Here is an 11,969-nt window from a genome sequence, read left to right on the forward strand (position 1 = left end):
TGGAAGGGAACCGGTGGCCCTAGACGCCTGCGGTGGCACGGGTAAAGACCGCGTGCCCGGAGGCCAGGGTGAGTTCCACCCCCACCCGGTGCAGGTCGCGGGACGGGATGGAGAACGGATCGGCATCCAGCAGCACCAGGTCGGCCCGGGCCCCGGGGCGAAGGTTTCCGCCGGCATGGTCCCGGTTCACCCAGGCGCTGCCGGCCGTGTAGCCGCGCATGGCCTCCAGCACCGTGATGGCCTGGTCTTCAACCAGCGGCGCGACCTCCGGGTGGTCGGGGTCGGTGCGGTTGACCGCGACATGGATGGCCGCGAACGGGTCGGGAGTGGAGACCGGCCAATCCGATCCCATGACCAGGTGCGCCCCGGCGTCGATCAGCGAACGGAAGGGGTACTGCCATCCGGTGCGCACCTCGCCCAGGATGGGGTTGGTCAGCTCCACCATTTGTTCATCGTTGCAGGCCCAGAGTGCCTGGGCATTGATGCTCAGGCCCAGGGACCCGAATCGGGGGACGTCGTCGGGGTGGATGACCTGCAGGTGGGCGAAGTGGTGGCGTCCGCCGGTGGTGCCGTTGGCCGCGCGGGCAGCCTCGAGTGCGTCCAGGCCCATCCGAGCGGCCCCGTCGCCGATGACGTGCAGGTGCAGGTCGAACCCGGCGGCGTCCAGCGCCACGGCCACTGCCGTGAGCACCTCGGCGGAGAGGTAGCGCAGCCCGGTGTCGCCCGGGGAGCCGGGGGCGCAATCGCAGGAGCGCAGGTAGGGATCGAGCATGGCGGCAGTCCGGTTCTCCGCGACCCCGTCGACCATGATCTTCGCGGTGGTGGTGCGGAATCCGGCGGCGGCGTTTTCCTTTCGGCGAGCCAGGAAATCCTTGACCAGGCTGGGAACGGAGGCGAGGGTGGTCTCGCGGGGAACCCAGAGCGCGCCGGCCGCCTGACCGGTGAGCAGGCCCTGGTCCTGCAGCTCGCGGTAGATCCCGGAGGCATCGCCGTATCCGGCGTAGTTGCCCAGGATCGCTTCCTGCCATCCGGTGATCCCGAAGGAGTGCAGGTACCGCTGGCCGGCCAGCAGACCCGCGCGCAGTGTCGCTGCCTCGGGGGCGGGGATCAGCGCGTTGACCAGGTCCATGGCGCCCTCGTGCAGGGTCCCGGTGGGGATTCCCTGCGGGTCTCGCTCGATGCGACCGTCGGCCGGGTCTGCAGTTTCCGCGGTGATCCCGGCCCGTTCAAGGGCCGCGGAATTGACCCAGGCGCCATGGTGGTCGCGATTGATCAGGTAGGTGGGAGTCGCGCCGGTGAGGGGGTCCAGCAATTCGGCGGTGGGGGTGCCGCCGGGGAAGTCGCTCATGGTCCAGCCGCCGCCGGTGAGCCAGCCGCCGGGGTGGGTGGCGGCAAAGGAGGCGATGGCTGCCAGGGTTTCGTCCGGGCCGTCGGCACCGGTGAGATCACAGGCCAGGGATTCCACGCCGCCCATCAGGGCATGGACGTGGGCGTCGGTGAAGCCGGGAGTCAGTGCACGGCCGGCCAGGGAAACCTCGTTCTTCGGGGCCGGAAGTGCCCGGCGGACCTGTGCCTCGGGGCCCACGGCCAGGACCCTGCCGTTGCGCACGGCGAGCGCGCTGCCGGCGGCCAAGACGTTGTGGCCATCGAAGATGGTGCCCGAGTGGAATAGCCAGGTCTCGCTCACGGATGCCCTTTCGGTGCGGAGGTTCGCAGGAGTTGCCTGCGACCCTTGAAGGAAGTGTCCCACTTCATAAAATCTCACCCATGGCCTAAAGTCAACACTGTTGACTTTAGTGCGAAACAAGAGGGAGCGACACCCGCCGATGGATAACGACAAGCCGGTGAACCAGGTACCTGCCCCGCGCCGCCGGGCCCAGGGACTCGGACGCGAGGTCATCCTCGAGGCCTGCCTGAAGCTTGCGGCCGGGACCGAACCCGATGCGCTCTCCTTCCGGAAGATCGGCAGGGAGCTCGGGTCCGATCCCACGGCGCTCTACCGCCACTTCGCCGACAAGGACGAGCTGCTGCTGGCGCTCGCCGACCGGGTGATCGCCATGGGCATGGACGGCTATGGCCCGGGCGCGGGCTGGGAGGACTCGGTGCGGGACTTGATGCTGCGGATCCGGGCGGGCTTCCTGCACTACCCCCAGGTCGCCACGCTTGCCGCATTGCGTGTGACGCGCCAGGAGGGCGAACGAGAATTCATCGAGGCGATGCTCGCGGCGCTGCGGCAGGCGGGATTCGGGCGGCAGGAGGCGGCACTGGTGTACCGGGCATGCGGGGACTTCGTGCTGGCCTGGACCGGTTTCAGTGCCGGCCTGCTGCTGTTGGGTGAAAAATCCGCGCAGGACGACGAGGCCTGGGTGCGCAGCTACGCCCGCGTGCCCGAGGGGAAGTATCCGCTGGCGACCGACTCGGTGGAGGTCATGGCCCGGGTCCAGGACGAGGAGAACTACCGGTTCGCGCTGGACCTATTGCTGGGCGGGATCGCCGCGCGGTTGGACGCCTGAGCGGAAACAGCGGCGGGGCTCCGGGGAAACATCCCCGGAGCCCCGCTTTCCGTGGAGGTGAACCCGCCGCTGCCCTACCGGTGCCGCCTTTCGCCGCCCGGGGCGCCGCGTGGGAGTGCCATTCGCATGCCGATCCCGCAAAGCATGACCAGCACCAGCTCGCCCGCTGCGATGCCGAGCATCGCGGCGGCACCTGCACCTGCACCGGCGGCAGCGACCGCGTCTTGGCCACCGTGCCGGTGCTCGTGGATGCCCAGTGCCATGAAGGTGTGCGCCAGTGCCATGAGCGCGGACATTGCCAAAAGCTCGAGAAGGGCAGCCGGATTGTTCCAGGCCCGGTGCGCGCACTTGAGGCACAGCAACACCATGGCACCCAGGATGGATCCCATCCACACCCCGTGGGGGAACGCAGCCACGACCAACACGTGCCCCATGCCCATGCCCACCGCCAGGGCGGCAACGACCCGCGCAAAGAGCTGCGGTCCCGGGGCACCACGGATGCCAGGTTGCACTGTCGCCGCGATCCGCGGTGCGGGCCGGAAGGTGGCGGCTGGATTCGTGGTCATGGCATGCCGACTAGGAGTGGCAGGACTTGCCGGCGGCCGGTGCCGGGACATCGAGCACCGGCGAACGGTCGAAGAAGCCCTCGGGGCGCAGCTTGAAGCCCACGGTGTCCACCGGCATGATGGGCCAGTCCTCCGGGCGCGGGAAGTGCGTGAGTCCGAAGGTGTGCCACAGGACGATGTCCTCGCCGTCGATGTTGCGGTCGGCCTTGACCCATTCTGGAAGCCCCGCGCCACCGGCATGCTGGTTCACGAAGTCGCCGGTCGGGTAGCGCTGGCCCTCGGTGGCCTGGGTGACCCACAGCGACTTGGAGGCAAAGGTGGCGCGGCGATGGATCGAGGATCCCTCGTCGGCCAGCAGGATGGGGTTGCCCTGCGGGTGCAGCTTGTAGCCCACCGGGTGGCCCAGGCGGTTTTTCGATTCCGGGTTGGAGACGACCCAGGTGCGGCCCTTGGAATTGTCGGCGTCGCGGATCGCCTCGGACTCGCGGGTGAAGACCGTGCGCTTGCGCGAGAACGCATTGCCCCGCAGGTTCTCCGGACCTGTCGGGACCCGAACCACGTCCTCCTCCTCGACGCGGCCCGGGCCTCCGTCGAGGGCGAAGTCCAGCCGTGCCCCGAAGAGGTGCTGGTGGTAGGGGGCGCCGAGTCCCGGTGCCAGCTCGGAGGCGTACGGGGTTGCCCCGTCGGGCAGGGCGCTGGTGAACACGATGCCCGTGGCCTTGGCCTCGAACTCGATGGTGCCATCAAGGTAGAGGTACCAGTAGAAGCCGTAGTCGTAGTTGCCGATGGTGGTGAAGAAGGAAATGACCAGGCGGCGGTTGCGTCGGGTGTAGTTGATGCCGCTCCATAGATCCGAGTGCTTGGCCAGGATCGAGTAGTCCTCCTCGTGCATGCAGATGCCGTTGCGGATGGTGCGGGCCTCGCCGCGGGCATTGGAGACCACGGGGGAGATGTAGTGGATTTCGCCCAGGCAGTCGCAGCCCAGCTCGAGCGAGTTCGCGAACTGGCCAACCAGGTATTCGCCGGTGTCGAAGTAGTTCTGCCAGCTGCGCACCGGGGACGGGTCGCCGTAGGGGACGACCATTTCGGCGATGGAGGCGCGGTTCAGAATGCGGCGTGGGGCACCCTTGTCTTCGAAGGAAATGTTGTGCAGCACCAGGCCCTCGCGCACGTCGAAGCCCACGTCCAGGCTCCATTTTTCCCATTCGACGTGGTTGCCGCCGGTGACGGTGAAGCTGGGGCCCTCGGGCTGGGTGATGGAGATCGGCTTCTGCGTGGTGCGCAGCTCTCCGGTGAGTTCCGGGTCGGTGTAGTTGCCGTGCTCGGTCGGGATCGGGACGACTCCCAGGTCGATGACCTGATCCACGCTTCGGTTTCCCACGTCCACGTAGCCGACCAATCCGTCGACGGGGTGGGCCCAGGCCGAGTCCTCGGGGTGGTCCTGCACGAATGCCAGTCCGCGCAGGATGCGGCGGCCGGATTCCTCCGGGTACTCGAACACGCCGGCCGACAGCGGGGCGACGCGCACCTTCTCCACGTCGAGGTTTCGCTTGGCCAGGGCCTCGAGCCAACGGGGGTCCCGCGCGAGCAGCTGCTCGACGACTTCGAACTCCTCCTCCAGCACCGGCAGCTCACCGCTGGTGGCGGTGTCCAGCTCGATGGCGCTTTCCACCTTGGCGTGGGTCACGGAGACCACAACGTCCTTGGGCGCGGCGCCGGCGACGTCGAGGATGAAGGCGCGGAAGCGGCGATCGACATCCTTGGTGTCGCGTCGGGGATCCTCGAGCCCCAAGTAGGCCACGCGGGCGGAGTCCGGGAAGTGGCCATTCTCGGCGAGTACGGTGCGCACCGTCGCGAATTCCTCTTCGGTGGCAAGCGCATAGGCGCCGAGGACGGTGTGTTGGTCGATGGCGTTGCTGAGGGTCATGGCGTTGCCCTTTCAATGGATTCGGGGAGAAAAGGCCTGGGGTGCCGGTGATATGCACCACGTTTTTATTCTCTAGCTGTAGAGAATAGCCATGTTTCACACCCGTGGCAAGGGGTTGCGGCGGATGCGGGGCGCGGCACCCTGGACTGCCGGGTGATCCGTAGGATGGGAGGCATGCCAAAGATTGTTGATCATGATGCACGTCGTCTCGAGTTGGTCGAGGTTACCTGGAGGGTCATTGCCCACCGCGGCTTTGACGGGGTGACATTGCGCGATGTTGCTGCCGAGGCCGGGTTTGCCAACGGGGCGTTGAAGCCGTATTTTCCCACGAGGGCGAGCCTGATTCGGGCGACATTCACCCACGTCTTTGGCCGCACCAATGCCCGGATCGAGGTCTCCGTTCGGGGGCTGGCCGGCTTGGCGGCCCTGCGCGCCTTCGCCATGGAGGTCTTGCCCCTGGACGGGAATCGGCTCGATGAAGCCAAAGTCGTGATCCCCTTCTGGCAGATTGCCATCCATGACTCCGAATTCGCTGCTCTCAACGATGAAGCCATGCTCCAGTGGCGCAACTGGATCAGGGGATGGATCGAGCAGGCGCGAAGCGAAGGCTTGCTGCGCGGGGATGTTCTCGATGAGATTGCAGCGGAATCGCTGCTGACCTTCCTGTTGGGAGCCCAAGTGGTGGCGGTGTTGGACCGGGGTTTCAACGATCCGGTACAACTGTGCGCCCAGTTGGACCAGCACCTCGGGTTGTTGAAGGCGGCCTGAGTGGGCATCCGGATTTAAAACCTACATTCAGAGAAAAAACGTGACTTTGGGTTTCTTTGCGCGTACATTGACTTGAATGTGACGCCGTTCACCTCTCATGGAACAGCTCGTGCCGAGGGACGCCGCCGAAATTGGGGAAAGGTCTCTCGCTCATGTACCAAGTGCAACACGTTGATTCCTTCGGAGCTTGGAAAGCGCTGGTCTCCAGTGCCTTTGTACCATTGCATTCCGAACCGGTGCGGGCAGGATCCTTTGCCGGCAGCATTGCCGGCAGCCAATTCGGTTCCGTGGGTGTGATGGAGGTTGAGGCCACGGCCCACGTGGTGCGCCGCACTGAGAACTTGCTGGCAGCCGGTGACCAACCCCAATTCAAGCTCAACTTGCAGATCAGCGGGCATGGAATCCTGCTGCAGGACGGGCGGGAAACCTTGCTTCGGCCCGGAGAATTGGCGATCTACGATACCCAACGCCCCTACACCTTGTTGTTTGAGGAGGAATTCAAGACCCTTGTCCTCATGTTTCCCCAGCAGCAGCTGGGGCTGCCCGCGACCCAAGTCCGGGAGATGACAGCCACGACCATCGGAACGGAGCATCCCTTGGGCCGGGCCATCACGCCCTTCCTGGGGCAACTGGCGGGCCTATTGCCGCACATGCAGGGCCCCGTCGGTCATCGACTGGCGACCAATGCCGTGGACTTGTTGAGCACATTGCTCGCGGCCGAACTTCACGAACATGACGGATCGGCCGTCGATGGGCACCACCGCCAGATCCGTTCGATACAGGCATACATCGATGAACACCTCTCCGATCCCGAGCTGTGCCCGGGATCCATTGCGGAAGCCCAATACGTGTCGTTGCGCAGCCTGCACAAGATTTTCGCCGAGTCGGGCCACACCGTCGCCGAATGGATCCGTACCCGAAGGTTGGAGCAGTGCAGGCGTGATTTGAGTGATCCCATACAGCACCATGTGCCTGTGGGAGCCGTCGGGGCGCGCTGGGGCTTGCCTGATGCAGCGCATTTCAGCAGGGTCTTCCGCGCCGCGTATGGCAATTCCCCTTCGGCATTCAGGGCCCAAAGCTAGTCTCGCGAGGCCACCCGGGTGGCGCGCAGCGGCAACCCTGCACGGTTTGCCAACCTGTGCACACGCAAAGCCAAGCGCCAAGCACGGGACGGCGGGCAAGCTGGTAGGAACGACGCTTCAAGGAGGAACTTCCCATGGCAGCATCCACCGATTCACACATAGCCGCGGCCCCTGGCCTCGGTAAACGCACCCTCGGGGTGCCCGCGCTGGTCTTCATGATCATCGCCGCCTCGGCACCACTGACGGTGGTCGCCGGGGGAGTCACCAGCAACTATGCGGTCACCGGCGTCCTGGGCATCCCGCTCTCGTTCATCGTGCTCGGCATCGTCCTGCTGGTCTTCGCCGTGGGGTACACGGCCATGAGCCAGCACGTGAGCAACGCCGGCGCGTTCTACGCCTACGTGGCCCGCGGCTTGGGCAAGCCCGCCGGCATCGGTGCCGCGTGGGTGGCGCTGGTCAGCTACAACGCGATGCAGATCGGCATTTACGGGATGTTCGGGTTCGCGCTCGCCGATTTCCTCGCCACCACGTTCGGGCTTTCAATCCCGTGGTGGGTGTGCGCCCTGGCCGGATGGGCAGTTGTGGGCCTCCTGGGCGTGAACAAGGTCGACCTCTCCGCCAAGGTGCTGGGCATCGTGGTGGCCTGCGAATTCCTCATCGTCATCGTCTATGACGTGCTGGCCTTCAAGATCGCTCCCGAAGGCATCTCCACCGAGTCGCTGGAATCCGCAAGCCTGTTCACCGCCGGTGCGGGAGCTGCCTTGGCCTTCAGCATCGCCGCGTTCATGGGCTTCGAATCAGGTGCCATCTACGGCGAGGAGGTCAAGGACCCCAAGAACACCCCGCGGCGGGCCACGTTGATCGCAATCGGCATCATCGCCGTCTTCTACGCCCTCTCCGCGTGGGCCATGGCCGTAGGCGAGGGGCACAGCGCGGTCATCGAAAATTCGGCCGCCGGTCCGGGTCTGGTCTTCGGCTTCCTCGCCGCCCACACCCCGGGGTGGTTCGTCACCCTCGGGAACATGCTCTTCATCACCAGCCTGCTCGCTGCGTTGGTTGCCTTCCACAACGTGGTGGCCCGCTACCTCTTCTCGTTGGGCCGCGAGGGCGTGCTGCCCGCGGCCATGGCCAAGACCAGCCCGCGCACCCACGCCCCCGTGGTCGGGTCGCTGACCCAGTCGGTGCTTGCGCTGCTGGTCCTGGTGGTCTTCGCCATCGCCGGAGCGGGAGCGGACATCATGTTCCCGGTGTTCACGCTGTTCACGTGGCTCACCAACACCGGTGCCTTCGGGCTGGTCATGCTCATGGCACTGACCAGCTTCGCGGTGATCGGCTACTTCCGCAGCGAACCGCACGGGCTGGGCAAGTGGACCACCCAGGTGGCGCCGCTGAGCGCCGGGATCGCGCTCGTTGTGCTCTTCGGGGCGATCGTGGCGAACTTCGACGTGCTGATCGGCCTGGATGGCGCCAGCGTCCTGGGTTGGCTGCTTCCGGCACTCGTGGTGGTTCCGGGCGTCCTCGGCCTGCTCTGGGCGTTCAGGTTGCGCTCCACCCAACCGGCGATCTACGCGGGCGTTGGGCACGGCGGCGACCTGGCCGAAGTCGAAACCGAAGCAGGCGTGACAACGCAGCGCTGAACCGAAAACCCTTCAACGACCACTTCCACAAGCCAGACTTCCGGCAATCCAAGAGACAAGAAAAGGGAACGATCCATGAGCATCGAAACCAACACCGTCGCCACCTACGCCACCGCGGACGAACTGCTTGCCGCCATCCAGCCGGCCAGCGGGGGCCGCGAAATCCTCGACCCCGCCACCGGCGAACTGGTGGGCCGCGCCCCGGAACACGAAATTGCGGACCTCGAGGCGGCCATCGCCATCGCCCATGAGGCGCAGCCGGCATGGGACGCGCTGGGCCACACCGCGCGCCGCGCCCTCATGAACCAGGCTGCCGACGCCATCGAGTCAAACGCCGAGGCGCTGGCGCACCTGCTCTCGCGCGAACAAGGCAAGCCGCTGAACGGGCCGAACGCCCGCTTCGAGGTCGGCGGCTCCGTGGCGTGGCTGCGCGCCGCCGCCGCCTTCGACCTTGAGGCAGAGGTCATCGTGGACGACGGAACCACCTACGCCGAGATGCACTACCGCCCCTTCGGCGTCGTCGGTGCGATCGGTCCGTGGAACTGGCCGATGATGATCTCGGTCTGGCAGCTGGCCCCGGCCCTGCGCATGGGCAACACCGTGGTGATGAAGCCCAGCGAATACACCCCGTTGAGCGTGCTGGCACTGGTCCACGTCATCAACCAGGTGCTGCCCGAGGGCGTCCTGCATGTCGTCGCCGGCGGCCGCGACGTGGGCCAGCTGCTGAGCACCCACAAGGACATCGACAAGATCATGTTCACCGGCTCGACGGCCACGGGCAAGGCCATCATCCGGTCCTCCGCGGACACCGTGAAGCGCCTGACCCTGGAGCTGGGCGGCAACGACGCGGGCATCGTGCTGCCCGATGTGGACCCGGGAAAAATCGCCGAGGACCTGTTCTGGGGAGCGTTCATCAACACGGGCCAGACCTGCGCCGCGCTCAAGCGGCTCTATGTGCACAAGGACATCTACGAAGAGGTCTGCGCGGCGTTGACCGAGGTCGCCAAGAACATGCCGATGGGCGTGGGACTGGACGAGAACAACGTGCTTGGCCCGCTGCAGAACAAGGCCCAGTACGACATCGTCGATTCCCTGGTCCGCAAGGCCACCGACTCCGGTGCCCGCGTGCTGATCGGTGCCGACCCGAGGACAGAGCAGCCGGGTTACTTCTACCCGAGCACGCTGATCGCCGACATCGCCACCGACAACGCGCTGGTGGTCCAGGAACAGTTCGGCCCGGTCCTGCCGATCGTCAAGGTCGATTCGATCGAGCAGGCGGTCCGGTTGGCCAACTCCCTGGACGTAGGGTTGGGTGCCTCGGTGTGGTCCGCGGACCGCGATGCGGCGCGCGAGGTTGCGGCACGGCTGCAGGCCGGCACCGTGTGGATCAACAGCCACGGCGGGGTGGATCCGCGGATTCCGTTCGGCGGTGCCAAGTCCTCGGGCTACGGGGTGGAATTCGGCGTTGACGGGCTCAAGGCCCTGGGCCAGCCGCAGGTGATCAACGGCTAGCTCGGTCCACCGAAGGGGTCGGGGCAGGTAGGCGCTTCAGCTGGCGGGAGCACTATTCCCCGACCCCTCTTGCGCGCGCACCACTACGATCGAGGCGGCGTTTGCCGGTGGCTAATCGACCTTGGCGCGCTGGGCCTTGGCCTGCTCGGCGATCACGTTTTCGGCGATGCCCTTGAGCTCCGGCGTGTAGGCGGTGAGGTGCCCGGCCTCCTGGGAGACCCACCACTTCCCGCACAGATGCGTGGACTTTCCCTCCTGACCGGTGGGCCACCAGTCCGCGGCCAGCAACGGCGTCTGGTACTGGGATTCCACGCGTTCGGCGATCTCCTGGGCGGCTGCCGGATCCTCGGTGTCCAGCCCCGCCGACAGCTCGGCCGGGCTGGGCTTGCCCGTTTCGGCGATCGCCGTGCAGCTTGCCGGCAGCGCCCCGCCGAACTCCATGCGCAGGATGCGTTCGTTGCCCGTGGTGCGCACAACCTCCTTGAGGTTCGTCGCCTCATCGGGAACCCATGAGGGAACGACCTTCTTTTCCTTGCCCGCGGCCCCGGTGGCGAATTCATGGCCGGCGCTCTTGTCGTACTTGGACTCGATGCCCAGGGCGCTGCACCCTGTGAGCGCCAAGGCCGCCAGGGCGGCAGCGGAGGCCAGGAAGATGGCCTTGGGGCGTGCGGACGTTGAGGGACGGGATGGCGCTGTCTGTGTCATGCCTTGAGCCTATGAAGCCGAAGGGCTGCCGCGCATCGGAGTCCGGGCGCAGGTTTCGGGCATCCGGCTAGGCCCTGGGGTGGAGAGGCCCAACCCCCTGAATGGACCAAGGTACCGATTCTCTCAGCCCTGGCGCAGGTCCAGGGCGTGTTCCTCGGCATGCTTCGGATCCAGCGCGAACGCCGCATCGCGCAGGACCGGTGCACCCGCGGCGTCGAAGGACACCTCGATCCCCGTGGCCGCAACGCCGTTGGCGTCCACCAGGTCGGCCAGGGCAGCGGAGCCGTTCCAACTGGTCATCACCACGTCGGACGCGACGTAGCGGGTTTCGATGTTGGCCACGAGATTCCTTTCGGATTGCTTCCACCCGCTGCCGAACATTCCGGTGAACACCAAGGCAGCGATGATCCCGAGGGCGGCAACACCGGATTCGATGCCCACATCCCTGCGCCGCGCGTAGGTCTGCTGCTGGGCCGGGTCCTTGCGGAACTTGCGCCAGCGAACCAGTGCGTGGATGCCCATGGGTATGGCAAACACGGCGATGATTCCGGCCACGGCGAGGTGGATCTGCGGGGTGGCGAAATCCACTGGCTGGTACATACCACCAGACCAACAAGGCATTTGCGCGTGCCGCATCGACCTTTAGGCGTATTACCGAGTCGTGGTGTGACTGGTCAACCAGCCTAAACCAGGGGAGCTAGGCACTGGGCTCGATGCTTGGGCGGAACCGTACCTGCCACATGGTGCTTGGATCGCCGCCCACGGCAGTGGCGGAGACTGATCCGGCCGGCAATTCCATGGTCGTTGTTGTGAACCCCGAAACGCCGCATGGGATCGTTCCTTCACCCAAGGCTGAATCTTCCTGGGAGATGGTGAAAGTTGCTTCCTTCTTGCCATTGCAGGCAAGGTCCACCGAATACCAGCCAGCGGGGATCTCGTTGGCCGTGTAGGCAGTTCCCAGAATTCCTCCGCCCCGTGGGAACTGGTTGATATCGGTCTTGCCATCGTCAAAGACCGCATCAAACCATTGTTGGTCCAGGCCGTGGACCGGTGGATCTTGCGCGGCGGAACATCCGGTCAGGGCCAAGCCGGTTATGCAGAAGGTAACTGTCATTGCATGCCTCGAAACTATTCGCATGGCCCAATCTAAGCAGGTGGGCGGTGCTTTACGGGGGTCTTGACGCTGATTCACCAATGCGGCAAAGGCCGGATGCGAAGAAAATGAGTTTCTTGCGCATCCGGCCTTTGCGGATTCTGCT

11 protein-coding genes are annotated in these 11,969 nt (G+C 65.8%); 5 read left to right on the forward strand and 6 right to left on the reverse strand.

The window, feature by feature from the left end; genetic code table 11:
- Nucleotides 1-19: 19 nt before the first annotated feature.
- A complete protein-coding gene (locus DQ353_RS04535; protein WP_113761613.1) occupies nt 20-1,687 on the reverse strand; it encodes an amidohydrolase in 1,668 nt (555 codons plus the stop codon).
- Nucleotides 1,688-1,826: 139 nt separating this feature from the next.
- Here DQ353_RS04535 and DQ353_RS04540 point away from each other — a divergent pair, with 139 nt between their 5' ends.
- A complete protein-coding gene (locus tag DQ353_RS04540; protein ID WP_113761614.1) occupies nt 1,827-2,513 on the forward strand; it encodes a TetR/AcrR family transcriptional regulator C-terminal domain-containing protein in 687 nt (228 codons plus the stop codon).
- A 74-nt stretch (nt 2,514-2,587) separates the two neighbouring features.
- Here DQ353_RS04540 and DQ353_RS04545 read toward each other — a convergent pair whose 3' ends face one another.
- Complete coding sequence (locus DQ353_RS04545) at nt 2,588-3,079, reverse strand: hypothetical protein (RefSeq protein WP_146755198.1); 492 nt, start codon at nt 3,077-3,079, stop codon at nt 2,588-2,590.
- Between the two features lie 10 nt (nt 3,080-3,089).
- Nucleotides 3,090-5,006 carry a primary-amine oxidase gene (locus tag DQ353_RS04550; RefSeq protein WP_113761616.1) on the reverse strand — a complete coding sequence of 639 codons (1,917 nt, stop codon included), beginning with the start codon at nt 5,004-5,006 and terminating at the stop codon, nt 3,090-3,092.
- 174 nt (nt 5,007-5,180) lie between these two features.
- Between DQ353_RS04550 and DQ353_RS04555 the strand changes: the two genes are divergently transcribed.
- The 4 genes from DQ353_RS04555 (at nt 5,181) to DQ353_RS04570 (ending at nt 10,005) form a co-directional block, all read left to right on the forward strand.
- Entirely contained in the window at nt 5,181-5,774 is a 594-nt protein-coding gene (locus DQ353_RS04555; RefSeq protein ID WP_113761617.1) for a TetR/AcrR family transcriptional regulator, read from the forward strand.
- A 152-nt stretch (nt 5,775-5,926) separates the two neighbouring features.
- Complete coding sequence (locus DQ353_RS04560; protein WP_113761819.1) at nt 5,927-6,856, forward strand: AraC-like ligand-binding domain-containing protein; 930 nt, start codon at nt 5,927-5,929, stop codon at nt 6,854-6,856.
- Between the two features lie 134 nt (nt 6,857-6,990).
- A complete protein-coding gene (locus tag DQ353_RS04565) occupies nt 6,991-8,493 on the forward strand; it encodes an APC family permease (protein WP_113761618.1) in 1,503 nt (500 codons plus the stop codon).
- A gap of 75 nt (nt 8,494-8,568) precedes the next feature.
- The gene (locus tag DQ353_RS04570; protein WP_113761619.1) at nt 8,569-10,005 is read left to right on the forward strand and encodes an aldehyde dehydrogenase family protein; all 1,437 of its coding nucleotides are present in this window, start codon (nt 8,569-8,571) and stop codon (nt 10,003-10,005) included.
- Between the two features lie 111 nt (nt 10,006-10,116).
- On the opposite strand, the gene DQ353_RS04575 is transcribed toward DQ353_RS04570, so the two are convergent.
- The 3 genes from DQ353_RS04575 to DQ353_RS04585 form a co-directional block, all read right to left on the reverse strand.
- Entirely contained in the window at nt 10,117-10,710 is a 594-nt protein-coding gene (locus DQ353_RS04575) for a hypothetical protein (protein ID WP_113761620.1), read from the reverse strand.
- Between the two features lie 123 nt (nt 10,711-10,833).
- Entirely contained in the window at nt 10,834-11,310 is a 477-nt protein-coding gene (locus DQ353_RS04580; RefSeq protein ID WP_146755199.1) for a hypothetical protein, read from the reverse strand.
- Nucleotides 11,311-11,407: 97 nt separating this feature from the next.
- On the reverse strand, nt 11,408-11,824 hold the full coding sequence (locus tag DQ353_RS04585; protein WP_146755200.1) for a hypothetical protein: 417 nt from the start codon (nt 11,822-11,824) through the stop codon (nt 11,408-11,410).
- Nucleotides 11,825-11,969: the final 145 nt, after the last annotated feature.

The organism is Arthrobacter sp. AQ5-05, from assembly GCF_003287975.1.
In the GTDB taxonomy this organism is placed as follows: Bacteria; Actinomycetota; Actinomycetes; order Actinomycetales; family Micrococcaceae; genus Paeniglutamicibacter.

Coding starts and splice junctions, on each gene's coding strand:
- DQ353_RS04555 (WP_113761617.1), top strand. CDS start 5,181: ATGCCAAAGATTGTTGATCATGATGCACGTCGTCTCGAGTTGGTCGAG.
- DQ353_RS04575 (WP_113761620.1), bottom strand. CDS start 10,710: ATGACACAGACAGCGCCATCCCGTCCCTCAACGTCCGCACGCCCCAAG.
- DQ353_RS04570 (WP_113761619.1), top strand. CDS start 8,569: ATGAGCATCGAAACCAACACCGTCGCCACCTACGCCACCGCGGACGAA.
- DQ353_RS04540 (WP_113761614.1), top strand. CDS start 1,827: ATGGATAACGACAAGCCGGTGAACCAGGTACCTGCCCCGCGCCGCCGG.
- DQ353_RS04560 (WP_113761819.1), top strand. CDS start 5,927: ATGTACCAAGTGCAACACGTTGATTCCTTCGGAGCTTGGAAAGCGCTG.
- DQ353_RS04550 (WP_113761616.1), bottom strand. CDS start 5,006: ATGACCCTCAGCAACGCCATCGACCAACACACCGTCCTCGGCGCCTAT.
- DQ353_RS04585 (WP_146755200.1), bottom strand. CDS start 11,824: ATGACAGTTACCTTCTGCATAACCGGCTTGGCCCTGACCGGATGTTCC.
- DQ353_RS04545 (WP_146755198.1), bottom strand. CDS start 3,079: ATGACCACGAATCCAGCCGCCACCTTCCGGCCCGCACCGCGGATCGCG.
- DQ353_RS04580 (WP_146755199.1), bottom strand. CDS start 11,310: ATGTACCAGCCAGTGGATTTCGCCACCCCGCAGATCCACCTCGCCGTG.
- DQ353_RS04565 (WP_113761618.1), top strand. CDS start 6,991: ATGGCAGCATCCACCGATTCACACATAGCCGCGGCCCCTGGCCTCGGT.